Source organism: Acetobacterium carbinolicum (assembly GCF_047456275.1).
Lineage (GTDB): Bacteria > Bacillota > Clostridia > Eubacteriales > Eubacteriaceae > Acetobacterium > Acetobacterium carbinolicum.
Genome location: NZ_CP173357.1, coordinates 2,744,840 through 2,767,607 on the forward strand (window position 1 = coordinate 2,744,840; position 22,768 = coordinate 2,767,607).

The following is a 22,768-nucleotide window of genomic DNA, read 5'->3' on the forward strand; positions in this document are numbered from 1 at the left end:
TACTCCTCGTATTTAAATGGCTTATCCAAATTTCTCTTTAGATTGGGAAATCGGCAATAAAGTCGATTCCGGTTTTTTCGGCCAGCCCAAAACAGATATTCATATTCTGAACGGCCTGTCCGGCGGCACCTTTAATCAGGTTGTCAATGGCACCTACTACAATGATGTGGTTGGTGCGGGAATCGATAGTCAAGCCGATATCGCAATAGTTGGTCCCCTTCACCCAGCGGGTTTCCGGCATCCGGTTTTCCAGAATTCTGACAAAATATTCATCGTGATAAAAGTCTCTGTAAATCGCTTTGACCTCTTCCAGACTCCGCTCAGCCGTTAACTTGGCATAAGACAAGGCCAGAATTCCCCGGTTCATCGGAACCAGGTGGGGCGTGAACAAAATATTAAAGTCCTGACCATTTAAAAGCCGCAACTCCTGTTCAATTTCTGGTGTATGCCGATGAGACCCAATCTTATAAGCCTTGATGGTCTCATTGCATTCAGAGTACATCAGCTCGGTGATTGTTCCCCGGCCGGCTCCGGTTACTCCGGATTTGGCATCGACGATAATACTGCCCGTATCAATGAGATTATTTTTTATAAGCGGTGCCAGGCTTAAAATACTACAGGTTGTATAGCAACCGGGATTCGAGATGAGCTGGGCTTTTTTTATCTCATCACGATGCAATTCACATAATCCATAAATCGCTTCATTAAGTAATGGATGGTTAAAATGTTCGGTTTTGTACCAGTCCTCATAGATATTAATATCCTTAAGCCGGAAATCAGCACCAAGATCAATGACCTTTGTTTTTTCTAGCACCTCCGCCGTAACGGTTTTGGATGCGATGCCATGAGGCAAGGCCAGAAATACCACATCCGACTTTTCAGCCAGGACCTTGACGTCCGTTGCTTCGCAAACAAGATCGGTAATGTTCTCAAAGTTTCCATAAACATCACTAAATTTCTGTCCGGCAAAGCTTCTGGTCCCGATGGTCACCACTTCTACATCCGGATGCCGCATTAAAATTCGGATCAGTTGCTGTCCAGCATAACCAGTTCCTCCGATAATCGATGCTTTAATCATTTTAATTTTCCTTTCTCAATGCTTTTGTTTAAGAATAGTAAGAGTTTAGGCAAACCGATCACACCATCGTATCGAAAAAATTCGGTACGGGGTTTATCTACAATCTTAGTATTCTCTTGTCCCATCAATAATCCATCAACAGGTTCTCTAAAAGTATATTTTACCAAAATAACTGAGGCCTGTCTGTTAGTTTATGAAATTTATTAATACTTATTTTCGTATTATACTCGACTCGTTATGTATAATCAAGCGTTTTTATGCATATTTATTAATTTATTACAAATATTTTCTTTTTATACTTGCATTTCAGATCGAATGATTGTATAATCATTCATGTAATTAAGTTGATTATACAAAATAGATAATTATCAGGAGGATATAAAATTGAAGAAAAAAGTAATTCTCGCTTATTCCGGTGGATTGGATACGACCACCATTATACCATGGCTTAAAAATACCTACGACTATGAAGTGATTGCTGTGTGCGTGGATGTCGGACAGGGCACCGAACTGGATGGCCTTGAGGAACGGGCCCTTGCTTCCGGTGCCAGCAAATTATATATTGCGGATGTGACCGATGAATTTGTAGAAGATTATGTTTGGCCGGCACTTAAAGCCGATGCTATTTATGAAAAAAAATATCTGTTGGGCACCTCCCTGGCCCGCCCTTTAATTGCCAAGGTGCTGGTAGAATATGCAGAACTGGAAGGGGCCGAAGCCATCTGTCACGGTGCTACCGGTAAGGGGAATGATCAGGTTCGTTTTGAACTCACCATTGGTGCATTGGCGCCACAGTTAAAAATCATTGCCCCCTGGCGAATTTGGGATATCAAATCCCGTGAAGATGCCATGGACTACTGCGTCATGCATGATATCAAGGTACCAATGTCGATTAGCAACAGCTACAGCCGGGATAAAAACATCTTACATATGAGCCATGAAGGTTTAGAATTGGAAGATCCTTCTCTGGAACCCCAATATAAAAAATTACTGCAAATGACAACCCCACTGGAAGAAGCACCCGACGAAGCCGAAACTGTCAGTCTGGACTTTGAACAGGGCGTTCCTGTCAAATTAAACGGTGTTGCAATGTCTGGCCGTGAACTGCTGGAAAAACTCAACATCATCGGTGGACGTCACAGCATTGGCGTCGTCGATCTGATTGAAAACCGGGTGGTCGGGATGAAATCCCGCGGGATTTATGAAACTCCCGGTGGTTCAATCCTTTATAACGCCCATGAGGAACTCGAGCATATGTGTCTGGATCGTCAAACCTTTGGCTTTAAACAGCAGGCAGCGGTAAAATTTGCCGAATTGGCCTACAACGGCGAATGGTTTACGCCCCTGCGTGAAGCTTTAACCGCTTTTGTCGATGAAACCCAAAAAACAGTAACCGGAAATGTTCAATTAAAATTATATAAGGGTAACATCATTCTCATTGGCGTAGCCTCACCTTACTCGCTATACAATGCTGAAATTGCCAGCTTTACCACCGGCGATCTCTATGATCACAAAGATGCTGAAGGGTTTATCCATTTGTTTGGCTTACCGCTTAAGGTTCGTGCTTTAATGCGACTCAGTCGCGAAGAAAAAGGGGAATAAGATGAAAAAAATGTGGGGAGGTCGGTTTTCTAAAAAAACCGACCTTTTAACTGATGACTTTAACTCGTCGATAGCCTTTGATCAACGCCTGTACAAACAGGACATCATCGGAAGTATTGCCCATGCCCGAATGCTTGGGAAGCAGAATATTATCGATCCGAGCGAATCGCAAAAAATTATCGAAACCCTGGAAGCGATTCTTGTTGACATTGAAACCGGAAACATCGCGTTTTCCGTGTCAATGGAAGATATTCATATGAATATTGAAGCCATTCTGACCGAACGACTTGGTGATGTCGGCAAAAAACTCCATACTGGCCGTAGCCGCAACGATCAGGTTGCCACCGATATGCGGCTCTATGTCAAAGCGATTGCTGATGACAGCAAATCACTAATAAAGAATCTGATTATCACCCTGCTGGACCTGGCCGAAGATCATACCGATACCATCATGCCAGGCTATACCCATCTACAACGAGCCCAGCCGATTACCTTCAGCCATCATCTAATGGCTTATGTCGAAATGTTTAAACGTGACATGACTCGGATGACCCAGGTCAAAGCGATGGCCGACACCTTACCACTGGGTTCAGGTGCTTTGGCTACGACGACTTATCCTTTGGACCGGGAAGCAGTAGCGACAGAACTGGACTTTGCCTTTGTTTCACTAAACAGTCTCGATGGCGTTTCTGACCGCGATTTCTGTCTTGATTTCCTGGAAGCTGCGTCGGTGTTAATGATGCATCTCAGCCGTTTTTCTGAAGAAATCATTCTCTGGTGCAGCAGTGAATTTAACTTTATTACCCTGGATGACGCCTTCAGTACCGGGAGCAGCATTATGCCACAGAAAAAAAATCCCGATATTGCCGAACTGGTTCGGGGCAAGACCGGCCGCGTTTACGGAAACCTAATGGGTTTATTAACTACCATGAAAGGTATTCCGCTGGCCTATAATAAGGATATGCAAGAAGATAAGGAACCGGTATTTGATACCTACGATACCATTAAAATCTGTCTGATTACCTTTGCTAAAATGATCAAAACCCTCACGGTCAACAAAGCGACGATGAAAAAAGCCGCCGCCGGTGGATTTTCCAATGCCACTGACGCTGCCGATTGGCTGGTTAAACATGGTGTTGCCTTTCGGGATGCCCATGAAATTATCGGCAAACTGGTATTTTTTGCTTTAGAACAACAAAAAAGCCTGGATGAACTGACTATTGAAGAATATCAGAGTGTCTCACCCGTTTTTGATTCATCTATTTTTAAAGCCATTGATTTGAATGTTTGTGTCAACCAGCGAAACATTATTGGCGGCCCTGCAAAAGAACAGGTTAAAAAGGCGATCGCCTTTAATCGGCAGTGGCTGGTCCAAAGCTAAGCTTCTTTTTTTCTGTACCCTACCAAATTAAATCAAGAAAGTTTTTTTCACTGCCTTTGTCTTGTTTTTCACAAATAAATATGATATGCTTTAAACTGTTAAACATATTTTTACACATAATTAAACTATAGAAATAGAGAGTACAAGATGGGAAAATACAAGGTTGGAAAAGAAACAAAAGAAAAAATCTATGAAGCTTCCAAGACATTGTTTTATGAAAACGGCTATACCAGCACCACCTGCCTAAATATTGCCAAGGAATCGGGGGCAAATGTCGGGCTGATCAATTATTATTATGGTTCAAAAGGCGGCCTGGGTATCGAATTATATAACGAAGTTATGTCTGCTATTAAGGCAAGGGTCACCGAAAACCTGAGCAAACTGGAAATCAAAACCAGCCTTTTATTACAGACGGCCATCGAATGGCGGGTGCTTAATAATAATATGCGATTTAATAAAAATTTCAGCCGTTTTTATTACGATTTATTGGGCGAAAATGTGCTTTATAAAGAACAGAGTGTGGTCACTGATTTTTATCGGAAACTCGCTGAGAGCTGCGGTCTACACTACAGCGACTTTGAAATAGCTTTTATATCCTATGCCAGTGCAGGTGCTACCCAAGGCATTAATCTTGCCTATGATGCCGGGCTTATTGACTGTTCTTCACAGGATTTTATTAATTCCAGCATTCAGCTTTTACTCAATAACATGGGACTTGATGCAAAGCTTAATGACCATGTCATTCAAGAATCCTATGAAATTGAAAAGAAGTTTATCGTCCGAATTGACAAAAACTTTGCGGTCCTCTAAACAATCTATTAAATTTTAATCTGCGCCATGCAGCGTCATATTTTATATGACGCTTTTTTTTGATGTTTTTTCATTTTTAATCAAAATTAACATCTTCTTCTAAGCTGATAACTGCTTTTTTCTTTTCCCGCCTCTAGGCTGTCACTGTAAATATGCCGCATTTCATGTTTTAAACGTTTATCAATATCAATTTTTGCATTATTTTTCGTAATTAATCTTTTTTATATATTTTATGCTGGACAAACGCCCTTTAACATGCTATTATCGAACTGTACTTAAACATAACTAATATTATACGAGGATAACTTGCATTCCTCATATAATACCATCTCATTCTGAGCAATCACCATTTTGTGGTTGTAAATAGTGTATTTATGGGTGAATGCACTCCAGTTTGAAAGGAGGAGAAGAGATGAAAGTATCAAGCATTGTCTATCGCACCCATGTTTTCATTCGTTGCTGTTCTGATTAGACCGTAAACGTTTAAACCTGTGTTTTGCATTTATTATTAACTTGTACTTGGGTCGGTCTTATTCTTGATGATGTAGCTACCTGACACAGCCCTTTCCAAAATCAGAGTTGTGACGAAAATTAAAATCTCCCGGTATAAATGGAGATATCTTGAAGAGGTGAATTTATGAAAAATAATACTTTCTTAAAAATTGCTGTTCTGTCTGTATTCTTTGTTCAAATGGGTGTTGGCACGATTACACCGGCGATCGCTAATATAGCCGCGGCGTACCCGGATGTTCCTTTTACAACGCTATTACTTGTATCCACACTTGCGGTACTGATGTCTGTCCCGGCGACACTCATTTCTGGTCGAATTGCCGGAACCGTCGTTAAGTACAAAACCTTATTAATCATCGGTATGATTCTATTTGTAGGTGGTGGCGTGGCCCCCTATTTCATGGCAACTTCCAGTTTTACTGCAATCTTAGCTGTTCGAGCCATCTTTGGTATTGGTCTTGGGATTGTCACCCCATTAGGCGGTGCTTTAATTATCGCCTTCTTCGATGGTGAAGTTCGAGCCCAAATGATGGGACTCAGTAATGTTATTGCCAATGTTGGAGGTATTCTTTTCCAGTTACTTGGCGGTATGGCTGCCGGTATTGCCTGGCAATATGCTTTTATTCCTCATGCCCTCGGTATCATCACCCTGGTTCTCATCCTGTTTTTGCCGGAACCTCCAGCTGCACCTGTTCAAGCGGTTGGTGAAGCTAAGCCTAAATTACCGGGTTCCGTTTTTGGTTTTGCACTGGCAATTTTCTTAATTATGGCTTTGGTTTATCCCATGCTGGTTAATATGTCCACCATTATTGCTGTTAGTGGAATGGGTGGAGCCGCAGATGCAGCGCTCGTTCTAACCATGTTCACGGTTGGTGGCATGGCTGGTGGATTTATCTTCGCGAAAGTCTTTGGCCTTTTCAAAAAAAATACCCTGGCTGTTGGTCTAGCATTTCTAGCCGTTGCGATGGCAAGTATTGGTCTTGGTAGTTCCATTGCCTTTATGTACATTGGAACGACCATTGCCGGGATTGGCTTTAGCTTTATTATACCAACCGTTTTCATGGATTTGGGCGCTGCTGTTCATCCCAGTCAAATGCCAACTGCTTCCGGAATTATTATGGCTTGTATGAATGTTGGTGGCTTCTGCTCCGCCTACATTTTTGCCTTCCTTGGTGCTATTACAGGAATGACCGAAAACATAAAATTCCCTTTTTATGTATCAATGACAGTCTTTGCTGTCGCTGCAATCGCTTTTCTGCTGATTAAACCTAAACAGCCAGATGCACCTCAACCCGAATAAAAAATTACATAAAAGTGAGCCGTATCTTCTTTACAGATGATACGGCTCTTGTGTTTTTTGGAGATCAGCACGCTTTTAGCAAATTCAGCCCTCTTCAACTGGAATGGCATTTTTTATTGGCAGCATCGTCAAGGCGATACCAAATAGAATAATCGCAAAACCGATTAACGAATGAACCGAAGGTATCTCTCCGACAAAGAAGAAAACAAAAATCGGATTAAGGATCGGCTCCAGCAAAGATACCATGGATGCTTTTAGTGCTGAAATCATCCGTATCCCCTTAAAGAAAAACAGATAGGAAATACCGATTTGAAAAATACCCAGAAAAATAATTCCCAGCCATCCAATTGCGGCTAATCCCGAAAAATCCAGTTGACCAGGAAACAGCACCAGGATCACCAGACAGAGAATGATATTATTAACACCAACGATTGAATTGTACGAAACAGGATAGTCGTTGTCCATAAAATACTGTACCAGCGCATAGGCAACACCGTTGCTTAATGCCAGCAAATCACCCCAGAGATTTCCTCCCGCCGCGGCGCTAAAAATGACGATGATCCCAACAAGAATAAATAAACGGGGCAGCAATTCTCTGCCGATAATTTTTTTCCCGCGGATCACATAGTAGAGATAAAGCCATAATGGGGCTGTACATTGGAGAATAATCGCATTGGCTGCCGTTGTTATTTTAGTTGTCAAGACAAACATAATGCACAAATAACAGTATCCGATGACCAGAGCAAGATGTTTTTTTGAAAACCGCAGCTTTTTCCATTGAATCAGCGGTAAAAAAATGAGCGCGGCGATAAATGCCCGGCCAAAAGTGATGGTATAAGCATTGGCATGAATAAGTTTAATAAAAAGTCCCCCTGTGCTAAACAATATCATGGCAATGAGCACATATAAGGTTCCCTTTGTTGTTTTTTCCATCGGCGCCTCCTTTTATTCTCTTTTTACTTATCTTTTGATGATACCATAACCACTTAATTTTTTCTCTATATTTTTGCTTTTATTTCCTGTATAATATTTGTAATAAGGTGGAGGTAGACTTTGTATGTTGTCACAGATAAAAAGTAGCGGGCTATTAGGCGTTAATGGCGTTATTGTCACAGTTGAAATTGATATTTCCCGGGGGTTGCCCTCTTATTCATTGGTGGGTCTACCGGATGCCGGGATCAAGGAATCCAAAGATCGGGTTTTTTCGGCTGTTAAAAACAATGGTTTTAAATATCCGATGGATCGGATCACCATCAATCTTGCCCCCGCAGACTTAAAAAAGGAAGGGCCGGCCTTTGATCTGGCTATTGCACTAGGAATCTTACACGCTTCTGAACAACTGATCTGGGATCATCCTGAAAATTTTCTGGTCATCGGGGAATTATCTTTAAGTGGAGAAATAAGAAGTGTTAATGGTGTCTTGCCAATGGTTTTGGCCGCTAAAGAAGCTGGCATTAACCATATTATGGTTCCCTTTGAAAACCGCTATGAGGCTGCCGTGGTTCAGAATGTAAACGTCTATCCGATAAATGATTTTCACGAAGCCGTCTCATTTTTAAAAAACGAACTGATCATTGAGCCCTTTGAGGTAGATCTCAAAGCTCTTCTAAGCGAGAAAAACAGCAGTCATAACATCGATTTTTCTGATATTCGCGGACAGGATCTGGGCAAACGGGCCTTAGAAATCGCTGCTGCCGGAGCTCACAACTGTTTGATGAGTGGTCCACCTGTCGCAAAAGTATAAATACCAAGATAATACATTAGTAAAACTGTATCAATTAATAATTTTCTAATCATACCCGTGTCTTTTTACTCTTTATCCAACTGACTTTTCATAGATCCCACAACTGCTTTTATTCTTTCAACTCCAACACATTTTGCAATTGTTAATCTATGTCTCCCATTTCCATTTATATAGTATTCATCTTGAAATTCAATTACGTCCGGTAAATCTTCTTCACTCATATTTTTTAAATACTTCTCAAAATTCTCTTTATTCAAATACCGTTCAAAGTTAGTAGTTTTATGCAAATCCTCTAAATTATCATACCAAGTATTCCCCAAATTCGGCCTACATGAACCTACAAGCCTGCTTAGTTCAATATACTCTTCTATTTTTCCTATTTCAATATAATTTATTTTTATACTTTTGCACGTCATATTACGCAAATCTTCAATTCTCTCTTGTGTTAGTCCAAGTTTCTTAATTTTATAATCCATATTACATTCGATTTCTTCAAAATTCTCTTCGAATTCATGATTCATTTCATCTAATAACGGCATTTGCCCCTCCTTTAATACTTCACTCCGTAACAATACTAATTTTATCATTATCTGCCACATCATATAATTCATCTTTTGTAATGCCGTTTACTCAACAAATTTCATTTATGTAAGCATTTATTGCGAAGTATTAGCTGTAAAATTAGGACGTTATTGCATCAATCTTTTGAAAAAAAGCTTGTGCTTTTACAACGCAATTTTCTGCATCTACCTTTTCAAATTTGCTAATGGAGTAATCACATTCAAATCTTTTATCTTTTACAAACTTAAAGTCTTTTTCATCATTATTATCCAAAATACCATCTATAACAAAGCCTTGTAACGCTTTATAAATCGATGAATGAGTGACATCATCTTTTAACTCGCCATCTTTCCATTTAGCAAGTTTACCTTGGTTCTCTAAAAGGATTTTAATAGAGTTCATCATTGAATAATAGCTTCTATTGGCACAATCTCCATATTTACCTTCCTTATAAAGTATGATCGCAGATGATAATGCTTCTTTTGCTTTATTTCGCAAAAAAATAAAATTGATTGTAGGTTTAATTAGATTATTCTCCAATTCAACATTTTCAGTATTTTTATTTTTATGTAGTGAATTTGCACCGTCTAATAGATGCATTTTCAATGTTTCTCGCTCATCGAATGCTATATCATCATTATCCAAAATCATTTTTATAATACTAATTAGTTTGTTTTTTTCAAAATTTCTAAGGTTGTTGAAACTATCAAATAGCGGAATATACTCAATAACAGCCTCTCCGTCTTTCGAAATCCATATCCCATTTATTAATGATACCCTTTTATAAAATTCAACTTCAAAAAAGTCTAGGAAGCTTATATTCTGACTTTTTTTATCGCCATAACAATAACCTATTAAAGTAAATAAAAACGCTAATCTTAGAGCAGTGCTCAAACTCTGCTCAATATCTTCATGACTAAATTTCCAAGCTCCTAAATAATAATTGAATTCACTATTGCCATTCGATTTTCTATTAAAATTGAAACACCTAATTATTTCATCCACATATGTTTTAAGATGGTCAATAATTATGTATTCCCATGCTTGCGCCCTGATCGCTGGTATTAGCTCTTCAATTAGTTTGAAACTCTCTTTTCCTGTTTCATCTTCATATATCTGAACACCAAAAGGATTTAAGAAATTTTGATGAATTGTTTTGCTCCACATACGATCATCAGATGTCATAATTAAATTTAACAACTTAATATACTCATCATCGCTGAATGAAACTCCGCGAGCATATTTTTTCAACAGTTGAAGCTCCTCATTGTTTTTTTCATTTGCAATTTTTTTAAAATAAAGTAAGTAAGCACCACTCGGCAAATCTAATACACTATCTGACTCGATGAATTCAGTAGGTACCTTCGCCAAAAAGTTTTCCCCATTGATACACTCTTCTAGACTAATTGTCATTATACGCGGAAATATTGACATATTAATCGAAAAACTATTTTCCATTTAAACAGCTCCTTTTCATCGATATTCTTATAATTGGGAATTTTAGCGACGATTTGATTTTCCTAACATATATTTTTCCGCTAATAATTCACATAACTACAATAATCATCTAAATGAGAATGTTTATATTGAAACATTTGTTAAGAATTAAGATTCAGGTTTTGCTCAGGCCTATTTTTTTTCGCTATAGGATTATATCATTAATACAGTCACACAGAACAAGAAGCAAACTACAGAATATAATTGATTTGTGGGATAATTTAACGCTTAACTGGTAAATCAATCTCTTATCCTTAGGGTTTGACGAAGGGACATAATCATCCCCTATCTCCGTACTTTTTTTACCTTTGTAAAATCTTACTCATTTTTCGCATTTATGAATGCGCTATATATGAACCTTCTATGAAATTAACATTAAGTTAAATGCTTTATTATAGGAAGAAAAACCATTTATTTCAAAAATAATCATCAGAACATTCAAAACTAAACAAATTCCTGCGCAACTTAACATTGCGCTGTTTTCACTTGTTTTTTTTGCAAATATAAAAATACAAGCTGAAATTATACTTGTAATAATAGAAGCAACTAAGTTAACCCATAACTGAATAAACGCAATTATGTAATTCAACTTAATGCTTAATAACGGTTTCACATCATTATATATTTCTGCTTTTTGATATGTTTCTTCATTAGTATTTGTATGATAGTAATATGATGTTTCCGCTTCAGAGGTAAACTTATCAATCTGCCAATCTGTCCAACCTATTGAAAAGCTATTGACAAATATATATAGCGTAAACACAATAATTGATGCTTTATTTTTACCCGTTAGACTAATAAACTTATTAATGAGGTTGGAAAAAGTTAAACACAAATAATCTAATATCTCATCCTTGTATAAAACCATATCTAGCAATTTATTTTGTATAAATCTTCTCATTCGACAAACTCCTTCTGCTCATTACCATCTGAAGAAAAATCATTTTCTTTTTAATCACTCGGCAATGATCTCTTCAATTTCAATCATTGCCAATCTTCTCTTAACTGGCAGTAAAATCTCCCTCTAATCAATCAATAATTACTTACCCGGTTCTTTCCTCCAATTGAAATTGGTTGAAATTCTTACATGGAGTGTATATTATAGTTACTATGAAGTTTATTGTCTCATAATGCTTCGAAATTTACCCCTATAAAATATAAACAATGTTTCTTTAATATGATCCGTTGTTTTTATTATATATATTTCAGAAATCATATGATTTAAAATTCTCATTTAGATTGTTATTTCCATAACCCTTTTGTAAGTTCCTCAATTTCCTTACGCCTTTTCTCTGTAGCCTCATGGTCTATAATAATATCTCCGTTCTCTATTATCAAAACGTCTCCTTCTTTTGCATCTTCTGGAGTCACGATTCTTGGTATTTCCATCATTGTCCGATCTTCTTTTTCACAAACCGTCGATCTTCCCTCAAATCGATCAATAATTACTCTCACATCTCCACCTTTTATGGATTGCATTTACTGCATGGCCCTAATCCCTGGGCAATTGCGACCGACTTCATGATTGGTATTTTACTTTTGCTTAAGTAAGAACAACCATCACGATGATATTTTGTTCCAGTATTGGTTTTATACACGGTGTAATCTACAGGCGTTTCAGGAGTAGGAGTTGGTGTTGGTGTTGGAGTGGGGGTAGGCGTTGGCGTTGGTATCACCGGATCAGGATTTGTTGGATTACAATTAAATGAAATGTTCGTTCCATCCGATGTTGCAATAACCGTGCCATTTTGATCTGTTCGGAATATCTTTTCACCATCGTTCTGGAGTCTGGTTATTGTACTGGCAGCTGGATGTCCATACGAGTTCCCAGCTCCTACAGATATGACTGCATAGCTAGGGGATGTTGCATCTAAAAAAGCTTGTGTTGTGGAAGATGTGCTCCCATGATGCCCAACTTTCAATACATCTACATTCAGATCTCGACCGGAATTGATCATAGCTGATTCATTTACTGCTTCTGCGTCTCCCGTGAATAGAAAGCTATTATTGTTATAATCAACCTTCAGAACAATTGAATATGTATTTAATTCTGAAGCATCTGGATCCATTGGTCCTAGTATCGTGCAAGTCGCATCGCCTAATTTAAACATCTCGCCAACATTCGGTTTTGAAATTGACATTCCTTTATTATTAATCGCAGTGATGACATCCTCAAATGTCTTTGTTGTTGCAACAACTTCTGGCATATAGATCTTACCAATCTGGAAGCTGTTGATAACATAATCAAGCCCGCCGATGTGATCTTCGTGGGGATGGGTTCCAATCACATAATCAAGTACTGAAACATCTTGATTTGTGATATAGTTTTTAACTAATGTTGAGTCGTCATTATTCCCAGCGTCAATCAGCATAGCATGGTCGCCTTGCTGAACAAGAATACTATCCGCTTGACCCACATCAATATAGCTTACTTTAAGTTTCCCAAGTGTTGGGCTATTCTGTTAATTAGCAAATTATAGGAGTCCCAAAAGTCCTGATTTAATCAAATTATTCCAGCTAAACCCGGCTTTTCAATTATGGTATAATGATTAATCATTAGTCACTTTAAGGAAGCACAAACCATGGTTTATCTGGAACACTTTTCTGACCACCCGCTGGATTATATCAACGAATTCTACACCGCTGAAAAAGTTCGCATCGACAGCTGTCCTCATTGTCATTCGTGCAGGCGGCTTCATCTTCATGGTATCTATCACCGGCATGTGATCTGGTATGAGGATGTCTTCGCCATTCCGGTCCAACGCCATTACTGTATTCATTGCGGCAAGACAGTGAGTATTCTGCCTTCTTTTTGCCATCCCGGGTTTCAGCTGGCCCTTCCATTTCTGCTGGAACTGCTTTGGGCCTTTTTAAACAGGATTCCTTCAGCCTGCGCTTTAGCGCATCAGCATCGGCACTTTATCACCCGGCGTTTCCTTTTTTGTCTGAACCGGCTGATTGAGTATTTTCGCATCTGTCATGATCCTTTAATCGTCTTTCCTGATTTTGGGCATAAAAAAGCCATAAAGCTTCTTGAAATGGTCTACTCGGTGGGGAAGCCCCACATCTTCGGCAAAAGATATCACGATCATTTTAAGATAGGATTTATGGCACTTTAATTGTACCATCCTTCCCTATTTTTTTGAAGAACTATTTGTCCCACAGAGCTTTTGCTTTGCCTTTTATCGATTGATCCGTTATTCTCTGATTATCTGGTTTTATGGATCCTTAAAACCTCAACTCATTAAAATCGGAGGTTTTTACAATGACTGAAAAAGACAAAGAATTGATTGCTTTATTTCGCTATGGCCTGATTGCGCCGTTACTTACGGATACCATCACGAACCACACGGCTTATCTGGATGAGGTCAGTGCCAAAACCCATGATGTCCCGCATTATGGCATCCGCACCTACAACCGTAAAACCCTGCTGGAATGGCACCGTTTGTACCGGCGCCATGGTTTTGATGCGCTTAAGCCCAAGGTTCGGACGGACAAGGGTTCGTCCCGGGCGTTACCGGCAGAATCGGCCAGACTACTCCTTACGCTGCGAACGGAAAACATCCATTTATCAGTGAAGTTGTTCCATGAGTGGCTCATTCATGAAGGCCACTTCACCAGCTCTGACTGTTCCTATTCGACGGTGTATCGGCTGCTCAAAAAACATCAACTGTTAAAGCCATCCCAGGCGGATACATCTGACCGCCGCCGGTTTGCCCATATTGATATCAACACCCTATGGCAGACCGATGTTTCCCATGGCCCGTATCTGACTCTTAACGGTAAAAAACGCAAAACCTATCTGATCGCTTTTATCGATGATGCTTCCCGGCGGATTACCGGGGCTCAGTTCATGCTGGCTGAGAAGAATGAAGATCTCCTTCATGTCCTTAAATCGGCTTTACTTACCTGTGGTAAGCCCACCATGCTTTATGCGGATAATGGCAAGATTTTCCGTTCCCACCAACTGAATACTTCCTGTGCCACCCTGGGTATTGCCTTGGTCAACACCAAGCCTTATGATCCCAAAAGCAAGGGCAAAATCGAGCGCTTTTTCAAAACCGTCCGCAGCCGTTTCTATCCACTTTTGACGGATGCTGACTTGATGGATCTGGAGGTCCTCAACCAACGCTTTGAGGCCTGGCTGGCTCGGGATTATCATCATAAGGTTCATTCGAGTCTCAATGAAGCGCCGATGGTCTTTTATATGCGGGGGAGTGACCGGATTAAGCATTTCTCTGATCCCCGAATTATTGATGAAGCCTTTCTGATCCGGGTGACCAGAAAGGTCAAGTCGGATGCCACCATTTCGCTGCACAACGCCCTTTTCGAAGCGTCGCCGATGTTTATTGGTAAGAGCGTGGATATCCGTTATCCCAATGAATATCCGGATGAAATCTATATTTATGAAAACAGTGTCCGGATTCTTACCTGCAAAAAAGTCATCATGACGGACAACGCCATTGCCAAACGCAATAACAATGCTATCAGCTACAGCGCGTTAGGCGGTGTTCCTCATGTATAAATCATTTTTCGGGTTCCAGCAGGCGCCCTTTGACAAGGGCATTGATTCATCGATGCTCTTTCAATCTGAAGCTTACAAGGAAGTTTTAGCCCGACTGGATTATCTCAAAACCACCCGCGGTTTTGGTCTGATTACTGGGGACCCCGGGGTTGGTAAAACATCGACCCTGCGGGTCTTTGCCGACAGTTTGAATCCGTCGTTATATAAGGTCATGTATTTCCCGATGTCTTCCGGGACAACCATGGATTTTTACCGGGGTCTGGCGTTTTCGCTTGGGGAACAGCCAAAATTTCGAAAAGTGGAGCTGTTTTTTCAGATTCAGAACGCCATTACGGATCTTTATGATAAACGCCGCATCACGCCGGTCTTTATCCTGGATGAGATGCAGTCGGCTTCAGCCCAGTTTCTTCACGATCTGAGCATCATTTTTAACTTTGACATGGATAAACGTAATCCTTTTATTCTGATTCTCACCGGTTTACCGACGCTGGCCAACCGACTGGCCTTAAACCAGAACCGGTCGCTTGATCAGCGGCTGGTGACCCGGTTTCATTTCTCGCCGCTTACACCGGATGAGGTTCGGGATTATATCAAACACCGGTTTAAGCATGCCGGTGTTTCACGGAATCTGATCAACGAGAATGCTTATGAAGCCATTTCATCATCCACTGGTGGTTATCCGCGATTAGTCGGTAATCTGGTTACCCAGTGTCTGATTCTTGCCTTTCAAAAACAAACAGATCTTATTGATGAAGAGATTGTTTTTGCCGCTTCTGCGGATGCTGGGATTTAACGCCTGACGGCGTTATTTCCCTTTTTTTCTGGAGAAATAAAGCGTGATTATGTGATTAAAAAACTGAAACACACTTTTTAACCCGCCATTATTTTCACAGTCTTTCGAACATTTCGATCCGTTTTATTGTGATTAAACCAGTCCGAAATAATGTGAAAATTTACACTATTCTTAACAAAAGCATTTTCAGTAGAACCCGGTGCTGCTGATCCAACTGGTACAATTTTAATGCGAATGCCTTCAAGTCGATAACCAAAGCCAGCTGTTCCAGCACTTTCTCCATTTTTGGCCCAGCCCATCCATCCGATATTTTCAGCATGAACCTGATAATAAATATCGAACTTGCTGGCATCGGTCCCGGTCAGCTTAATCTGAATACCTTCCAGTCGATAAGATAAACCTTCTGTTCCACTCATTTGACCGTTTGACTTCCAGCCCCTTGTCGTATCAGCTTCCCAGCCGATATTCTGGATATGAGTTTGATAGGTTATCCCTAAATCATAGCCCTGATTATCTAATTTGACTTCGATTCCCTCTAATCGAAGCCCCCTGCCTGACGTGCCACTCATGTTACCATCAGATACAAAATCCTGCCAACCCACATTTTGCACATGGGTGTGATAGCTTGCTACTGGCGTTGATGCTGCTGAAACACTTGCTGGTACCATTCCGACAATCATGATCATAGCTAACAGTAACACAAAACACTTTTTAACGCTTTTTCTCATTCGCTTCTTCCCTCACTCACTTTTTTATATCTTTCTTATGAAAAGTATACGCTTGCAATTCAACATTTTCAACATAATTATTTTTTATTCGATTTGAAATAATGTTTGCATCAATATTTATTTAATGATTTAATATTATTCATAATACAAATTTAAAAAGAGGTACCTTATGAGAAATGCGCTAGAAGCCAATTTTGATGAAATTCTAGATTTTTACAATCAATCGTTTAAAGTAACAGAGAGCTATCCTTTTAAGGTGTATATTACCGATGATATTTTTTCTTTAAGGATGGATTTGTGCAATACAGATGATGAACAACATATGGTCATGGCAGCAAAACAGAAACTTAATAGTTTCAATGGCCTACTTGTTGAACCTGATTTAATTGATAACATTTTCTATATTCTTATAAAACAAAATAGTTCAAATGATTCTAATATTTATAGCAAAACTTTTTCACATGAATATACTCATGTGATTGATTATCAGGAATTTAAAGAAAAATATGAAATTTCAAATATGAGAAATAATGAAGTTTATGAAAATTCAGAGTGCTTTCAATTCTATTCAGAGGTAAGAGCTAGGTTTAGAGGCTCATTAATATTCTATCAATTGTCAGACGTTAAAAATGACGTTTTAATTAAAGACTATAATGATTACTTAATTCCAGCTTATCAACAGAAATTAAATCAAAATACTATATATCCAGATAACTATCAAAAAATGTATATGTTGGCTCAGTTTTATGGGCAGTTTCTTGCGATTGGATGTAAGACAAATTCTTTACCAACCTTACCCGACTATATAAAAAACAATAACGCAATAGAACTCCTTTTAGCAATTACTAATAATATTGGTGATGTAAGCATATTCGCTAATTATGAATCAATTATTGATTTATATGATAATAGTTATTAAAAATGGCGTCAATAAAAGAACTAGAAGTTCTATCCCTCATGAATTAGCAGATGAAACCTGGCTTCCCGGAAAAACATAACTATGTAGTCTCAAAAGCGCTTAAATGATAGAACGCTACCTAGTTAGGTGAAATTGTTAGTTGATGAACTCAACACGAAATATGGGTCACTTTGGCTTGCATTACTGAAAGAGATAGCACATTCAGTGCAAAAATAACATGTCCTAGTAAACTCCTGATGTTTTTACTTATTACTAAAAATACCCAATCGGATAGATAACATGATCTTTTTTAGCATCCAGGTTTCCCATTTGATCGTCAATGGTTAACGCCCTCCGTATTGCCAAATTTCCAAAACGTTTTCTTAAACCATCGATGGTATCGTCAAGTCGAGCCTGTCTCACCCGCAATTCTTCATTGCCAAATAAATCTAATTGTATTGGTGTTGAATCCGGTACCAGATCGGTCACCCTCACGCCCATGGATCGGATATCAGAACTAAAATCATAGTTTCTTACAAATAGATCGATGGCTGCTCTGGCAATCTCATTTGTGAGATCTGATGGTTTCTGAAGCTTAATTTGTCGGGTAAAGCTATATAGTTCTTTATTTCGAACGTGGATAGCCACCGTCTGGCAATAGCATCCAGTTTCCCTTAAACGCATAGCTACGCTTTCTGTTAACATATAAATGATGATTTTTACATCCCTAAGGTTCTTGAGATCCCTAGGAGTTGTAATACTGTTACCAATACTCTTAATTAAACGTTCGTTTCCATTATAATGTTCGTCAAATGGTTTAACCGGGCTGTCGTCAAGACCATTAGCAAACCGCCATAGAACTACGCCCATTTTTCCAAAAACAGTAACGAGAAAATCAACCGAAGTGCTGGCCAATTGACCAATAGTATAAATCCCATATTTTCGAAGCTTATTTTTCGTAGATCGACCAACATAAAGCAAGTCTCCTACATCCTGTTCCCAAACAATCTGTTTATAATTATCTCGTGTAATAATAGTGATCGCATCAGGTTTCTTATAATCCGATCCATACTTCGCAAAAATTTTGTTCCAGGATATGCCAATAGAAACCGTTACTCCCAGTTCATCTTTGATTTCCGAGCTGATCTTATTAGCGATCTTCTCACCTGATCCATGAAGTTTTATACTATTTGTTACATCAATCCACGATTCATCTAATCCGAATGGTTCAACCTGGTCAGAGTATCGGTTATATATTCCACGGGATAACTTGGAATAACGCAAATAACGCTCATAATTCGGGCGCACTATAACAAGATTTGGGCATTTTCCCAATGCTTGTCCTAAAGTCTCCCCCGTCTTCACGCCCGCTTTTTTGGCTTTCTCATTCTTAGCCAGTATAATCCCATGACGTTTTTCCGGATTACCACCAACAGCCACTGGTTTATCTCGGATCTCTGGGTTATAAAGACACTCAACACTTGCATAAAAACTGTTCATATCTGAATGCAAAATTACACGATCCATTTATCTACCTCACAAAAGAACATTTGTTTTATAGTACATCTGTTCTATCATAAAGTCAATAAAAAAAAGAAGATGCTAGATCTTGGCACCTTCTTTTGTGATTTGCAAAAATGCAATCACACATATATAATTGTGCAGTATTTTTAAATAATATCAATAGCCCCCTTTAACCAGGGATTTTTGGCTTACTATACTTTTTAATCATCGGTTGAAAATAAATTTTTTCTGCTTTCTTCCTAGCTTCAATTGCATCGTTCAAATCATCAAACAAGCCCAAGTAAATTCTCTCTCCTTGAAAACTGATATTTGCTACCCACTTATCCATTTGAGAATGTTTACTTACACCCTTATGCCCGGACGTATTGTTTTGCTGATTGTTTTTGCTTCTGATCTTGCCCAGCGAAGTACCTTCGACTATATCTTTCTTTTTTCGATCTGGCATATCTGCAGCGTTCATTTCCAGTTTTAAGCAGCCACAGCTTTTTGTTAGTCCGTTTCTTAAGGACGAACCGTTTACGACGATCTCTCGACCGCAATCACATAGGCATATCCAAAGGGCATTTTTATTTTTGTCCAGGCCATCAAATTTTATGACCTTGAGCCTTCCAAACTTTTTTCCTGTCAGGTCAATAACGTTACTGTTTTGGCAGCCACAATGAGTTTTTTTACCGGTTGTTAATTGGAAGCCTCTGACAACGATAGTGTTTCCACAATCACATTGGCATAACCAGACTAAGTGATGGTCGTTTCCGATTTTGGGGGCTTGTTCCAGGACTATGAGGTGTCCGAAGCGTTTATTGTTTAAATCGTTCATAGTTTAGTCCTTTATATACTAATACTAAAAAAATAGCTTTGGATGCATAAATATGAGAATCTATTTTTCTATAAATAATGCAGTTAGATTTTCAATTTCTTTTTTATGGTTCTCATAAGCTGTTTTATTTAATAGTTTTTTTTCCGATTTAAGCATAATAGTATTACTTATATAATCACCAGATTTCTTTTCTCCAAACTCTTCATAATCTACTGTTGCTAGAATTATTTGTGGTACAGAATCTAATTTTATTATACTACTTATTATATCTTTACTACTTTGCTTACTTGGCTCTTTCGTTTTTGGTGAGTCGACAATAAAAGGGAAACGAGGCGTAGGAATCTGAAGAATTTTCATAGTATTAAATAATGCAATATAATCAGCCAAGATAATTTTTACCGATAACGTTCCTTGCCCCTCTAGTGGTTTTGTTAATTTTATTTTTTCATCATACTTTTCAGACCAAGCACCAAGTTTTATCAATTTATTTTTAACCTGCTGCTTATAGGTTTCATTTACTTTCTTTTTATCAGTAGCATTCCTTAAATTTTTTCTTAATTTCTTAATCTCATCTTCAATATTTTTTATTCCAACTGAATCCGCACCAATATCTCCTTGTATATCCTTGATTGTTTCATCAGCACCTATTTTTTTTAAATACATTTCATAATTGCTGTTTTCGTTGTAATAATCACCTTGCTTACATTGAATTTCCTTAGATAATCTAACGTATTCAGTTTTTGTCACATTAATTTTTTTATTAGCTCTTTCAATAAGATAATTAATTTGTTTAACAGCAAAATCTTCGCTTGCTTGACTATAATTTCTCTTAACAATCGAGTAAATATCATTTTCCTCTTCAAAAGCACATCCACATTTGGGGCAAATATGTTTGAAATTAATATTATTTTGATCAACTTGAACTATATTATTCGAACTTTTTATTAGTTTGTTATAGTTTTCAACTATTTCAATTTGTTTTTTATAATTAGCCAATTCAATTTCAAGACTCTCGATTTTTTCATTTAAATTTGCCAATGAATCTATCTTTTCTGTAATTTCCTCCTTCATTAATTCTTGAATTTTTTCCAGGTCTTCTAAATTATCAAAAACTTCTATTGATTTTACTTGTTTTGAAAGCTTATTTAATAAAGAAATATTTATATTTTTGGCGCTAGTTAACCTTATCTTTTCACTATTTTTCTTGTCAATTTCTGCTTGAATACTAATTGTTTTTTTGCTTAAAACACCTAAATGATAAAACAAACTATTTAGCCTATCGGTTTTACGATATTGATCTAAATTTTGAAAACTAGTAAATGGCTCATTTCCCCAACCAGTATCTTGATCAATATAATATGGTAGATATGTAAAAACAGGTGGCGCTAGCTCACTTTCCTTTGTGTTCTTATTCGGTAAATAAATTGTCAACCCAAATATTTCAGCAAGTTTTGGCGCTAGTTCCTTACCAACACTTTCCGTTTCAAGAATAATATTACCTTCGCAATCCATAATAATATATTTAGAATTATATCTATGTATTGAATATGATTCTTGACCTATTTTTTCAAATGTTAAAGAAACGATTTTTGAACTTTTACCCCATATTTCATCGTATTTAACTTCGGCACCTGCTGCATAAAATAAAGATTTTATAAGTGAAGATTTCCCTACATGATTCTCTGTGCTGGTTATTACATTTAAACCTGCTTTAAACTCACATGAATAAGCCTTTTTCTCTTGAATATCAGCAATTCGAATTGACTTAAATATTATATCACTCATAAATATCTCCTTTTACTAGCATACATAAAGCAAGGGTTTCAATGTAATAGTCATCTGCAAGGATATGTATATTTCTTGGTTCTCTTTTCTTTATTTCCTCTTTGACGAACATTGTCATTTCTAAAATAGTTGTACTTTTATTTATATTTGCAATACAATCAACAATTTGATCCAATAAATCATAAAACGTTTTTTGGTTTCTCTTGCTATCAGAAAGAATCCTAGAAAATGCAATTCCGTATTTTTCTTCTTTTGACATATCCATATAACATTGTCTATTGATTTCTTGAAAATCTGGTAATGTAATCTTATTAGCATACTTTATTACCTTATCAAACTCTTTTTTTGACATGCTCTTCTTATTCTTTACATCTTCAAGGAGACAAAATTCTGGCAACTCGATTGATTGTTTATTTGTCAAAATTTCCAGTAACGAAGTAAATACCGTATATGCCGTTCGAACGCTAATATCAGGGTTTATTTCCATCAATAGTTTACTCATGGCATTTTCAACAAATTCCCTGTGTGTATCTTTTGTTAACACTGTTTTAATAAATACAAATTTAGATAAATCAATCTCGTCTATTTCACAATTGAACTTTTCGGATAAACTTAATTTTACTTTACTGAGTATTTTTTCTCCAAAATTACTTAACTCAATCTTCCCCTGTGTAAAAAGTTTTTTTCGATCATGTTTGATTTCGTTACAGACAATTAAACCAATTTCTTTTATATCTGATTCATCAAATAAATGCATATATAATTTTGTTAGCCAATCTTCTTTCAAAATGTAATTTAAAGTTATACTTTCATTGCTTTTCATTTGATAATAGCAGATTCCGCTATTCATCGTCTCATCACTAAAAATTGTAATATCATCGAAATAGTCAAGAGTTATTAAAAAATCTTCTTGTTCGTATAATTCAATTGCAAATAAAAGTGATTGACTTATTTGCATTTCAAGACGATTGTATGCCATAGATCCTGAAACAACATCATTTGTATCTATTTTAATCCCACCTTCCACTAACTGCTCATTTAAATGTGCTCTTTGTTTTGATAGTTCATCAACGATTGATTTTCATATGAAGAAGCCATCCAGAAGATTAATAAAAACAGCACACCGTAAGTCAATATTTTAAGTTAATTTCTTAGTAATTCGTGACTATCTCATCTCTCTATCATCCCATATCATTACCATCTTACCAATCAAAA

Annotated in this window: 21 protein-coding genes; 9 read left to right on the forward strand and 12 right to left on the reverse strand. The window is 37.6% G+C overall.

All coding sequences use genetic code 11. The features are described 5' to 3' along the window. Positions 1-37: 37 nt before the first annotated feature. Positions 38-1,078 carry an N-acetyl-gamma-glutamyl-phosphate reductase gene (gene argC, locus ACIZ62_RS12705; RefSeq protein ID WP_414150283.1) on the reverse strand — a complete coding sequence of 347 codons (1,041 nt, stop codon included), beginning with the start codon at positions 1,076-1,078 and terminating at the stop codon, positions 38-40. A 384-nt stretch (positions 1,079-1,462) separates the two neighbouring features. On the opposite strand from argC, the gene ACIZ62_RS12710 reads away from it, so the two are divergent. The 4 genes from ACIZ62_RS12710 to ACIZ62_RS12725 all read left to right on the forward strand — a co-directional run bounded on the left by ACIZ62_RS12710 (position 1,463) and on the right by ACIZ62_RS12725 (position 6,681). Further along, positions 1,463-2,680 (forward strand): argininosuccinate synthase, encoded by a 1,218-nt coding sequence (locus ACIZ62_RS12710; RefSeq protein WP_111889427.1) that lies wholly within the window; start codon positions 1,463-1,465, stop codon positions 2,678-2,680. Between the two features lies 1 nt (position 2,681). Continuing rightward, positions 2,682-4,061: an argininosuccinate lyase gene (gene argH, locus ACIZ62_RS12715; RefSeq protein WP_414150284.1), complete on the forward strand. Its 1,380-nt coding sequence runs from the start codon at positions 2,682-2,684 to the stop codon at positions 4,059-4,061. A 147-nt stretch (positions 4,062-4,208) separates the two neighbouring features. Further along, positions 4,209-4,871 carry a TetR/AcrR family transcriptional regulator gene (locus tag ACIZ62_RS12720; RefSeq protein ID WP_322519418.1) on the forward strand — a complete coding sequence of 221 codons (663 nt, stop codon included), beginning with the start codon at positions 4,209-4,211 and terminating at the stop codon, positions 4,869-4,871. A gap of 637 nt (positions 4,872-5,508) precedes the next feature. Next, entirely contained in the window at positions 5,509-6,681 is a 1,173-nt protein-coding gene (locus tag ACIZ62_RS12725; RefSeq protein ID WP_322519417.1) for an MFS transporter, read from the forward strand. An 84-nt stretch (positions 6,682-6,765) separates the two neighbouring features. Here the strand turns inward: ACIZ62_RS12725 and ACIZ62_RS12730 are convergent, their stop codons facing one another. After that, positions 6,766-7,614, reverse strand: a complete 849-nt coding sequence (locus ACIZ62_RS12730; RefSeq protein ID WP_322519416.1) for a DMT family transporter — start codon at positions 7,612-7,614, stop codon at positions 6,766-6,768. A 124-nt stretch (positions 7,615-7,738) separates the two neighbouring features. On the opposite strand from ACIZ62_RS12730, the gene ACIZ62_RS12735 reads away from it, so the two are divergent. Beyond that, positions 7,739-8,425 (forward strand): magnesium chelatase domain-containing protein, encoded by a 687-nt coding sequence (locus ACIZ62_RS12735; protein WP_414150285.1) that lies wholly within the window; start codon positions 7,739-7,741, stop codon positions 8,423-8,425. A 65-nt stretch (positions 8,426-8,490) separates the two neighbouring features. Here the strand turns inward: ACIZ62_RS12735 and ACIZ62_RS12740 are convergent, their stop codons facing one another. The 5 genes from ACIZ62_RS12740 to ACIZ62_RS12760 form a co-directional block, all read right to left on the reverse strand. Then, positions 8,491-8,964 carry a hypothetical protein gene (locus tag ACIZ62_RS12740; RefSeq protein WP_414150286.1) on the reverse strand — a complete coding sequence of 158 codons (474 nt, stop codon included), beginning with the start codon at positions 8,962-8,964 and terminating at the stop codon, positions 8,491-8,493. A 142-nt stretch (positions 8,965-9,106) separates the two neighbouring features. Beyond that, entirely contained in the window at positions 9,107-10,444 is a 1,338-nt protein-coding gene (locus ACIZ62_RS12745; protein WP_414150287.1) for a HEPN domain-containing protein, read from the reverse strand. Positions 10,445-10,844: 400 nt separating this feature from the next. Beyond that, complete coding sequence (locus tag ACIZ62_RS12750; RefSeq protein WP_414150288.1) at positions 10,845-11,384, reverse strand: hypothetical protein; 540 nt, start codon at positions 11,382-11,384, stop codon at positions 10,845-10,847. A gap of 341 nt (positions 11,385-11,725) precedes the next feature. Further along, positions 11,726-11,938 (reverse strand): DUF3006 domain-containing protein, encoded by a 213-nt coding sequence (locus ACIZ62_RS12755; protein ID WP_414150289.1) that lies wholly within the window; start codon positions 11,936-11,938, stop codon positions 11,726-11,728. An 11-nt stretch (positions 11,939-11,949) separates the two neighbouring features. Then, a complete protein-coding gene (locus ACIZ62_RS12760) occupies positions 11,950-12,900 on the reverse strand; it encodes a ComEC/Rec2 family competence protein (RefSeq protein WP_414150290.1) in 951 nt (316 codons plus the stop codon). Positions 12,901-13,065: 165 nt separating this feature from the next. Between ACIZ62_RS12760 and ACIZ62_RS12765 the strand changes: the two genes are divergently transcribed. From ACIZ62_RS12765 to ACIZ62_RS12775, 3 genes are all read left to right on the forward strand, one after another. Continuing rightward, positions 13,066-13,602: a transposase gene (locus ACIZ62_RS12765; RefSeq protein WP_414150291.1), complete on the forward strand. Its 537-nt coding sequence runs from the start codon at positions 13,066-13,068 to the stop codon at positions 13,600-13,602. 146 nt (positions 13,603-13,748) lie between these two features. Further along, positions 13,749-15,008, forward strand: coding sequence for a DDE-type integrase/transposase/recombinase (locus ACIZ62_RS12770; RefSeq protein WP_414150292.1), 1,260 nt, complete (start codon positions 13,749-13,751; stop codon positions 15,006-15,008). Next, a complete protein-coding gene (locus ACIZ62_RS12775) occupies positions 15,001-15,801 on the forward strand; it encodes an ExeA family protein (protein ID WP_414150293.1) in 801 nt (266 codons plus the stop codon). The genes ACIZ62_RS12770 and ACIZ62_RS12775 overlap by 8 nt, the downstream gene beginning before the upstream one ends. A gap of 77 nt (positions 15,802-15,878) precedes the next feature. Here ACIZ62_RS12775 and ACIZ62_RS12780 read toward each other — a convergent pair whose 3' ends face one another. After that, positions 15,879-16,529: a hypothetical protein gene (locus tag ACIZ62_RS12780; RefSeq protein ID WP_414150294.1), complete on the reverse strand. Its 651-nt coding sequence runs from the start codon at positions 16,527-16,529 to the stop codon at positions 15,879-15,881. A gap of 169 nt (positions 16,530-16,698) precedes the next feature. Between ACIZ62_RS12780 and ACIZ62_RS12785 the strand changes: the two genes are divergently transcribed. Then, positions 16,699-17,448 (forward strand): hypothetical protein, encoded by a 750-nt coding sequence (locus ACIZ62_RS12785; RefSeq protein WP_414150295.1) that lies wholly within the window; start codon positions 16,699-16,701, stop codon positions 17,446-17,448. A 252-nt stretch (positions 17,449-17,700) separates the two neighbouring features. Here ACIZ62_RS12785 and dinB read toward each other — a convergent pair whose 3' ends face one another. The 4 genes from dinB to ACIZ62_RS12805 all read right to left on the reverse strand — a co-directional run bounded on the left by dinB (position 17,701) and on the right by ACIZ62_RS12805 (position 22,580). Then, positions 17,701-18,954 (reverse strand): DNA polymerase IV, encoded by a 1,254-nt coding sequence (dinB, locus tag ACIZ62_RS12790; protein WP_414150296.1) that lies wholly within the window; start codon positions 18,952-18,954, stop codon positions 17,701-17,703. A gap of 166 nt (positions 18,955-19,120) precedes the next feature. Beyond that, entirely contained in the window at positions 19,121-19,768 is a 648-nt protein-coding gene (locus tag ACIZ62_RS12795; RefSeq protein WP_414150297.1) for a hypothetical protein, read from the reverse strand. A 60-nt stretch (positions 19,769-19,828) separates the two neighbouring features. Continuing rightward, positions 19,829-21,553, reverse strand: a complete 1,725-nt coding sequence (locus ACIZ62_RS12800) for a hypothetical protein (RefSeq protein WP_414150298.1) — start codon at positions 21,551-21,553, stop codon at positions 19,829-19,831. Further along, positions 21,546-22,580 (reverse strand): hypothetical protein, encoded by a 1,035-nt coding sequence (locus ACIZ62_RS12805; RefSeq protein ID WP_414150299.1) that lies wholly within the window; start codon positions 22,578-22,580, stop codon positions 21,546-21,548. The genes ACIZ62_RS12800 and ACIZ62_RS12805 overlap by 8 nt, the downstream gene beginning before the upstream one ends. Positions 22,581-22,768 lie beyond the last annotated feature (188 nt).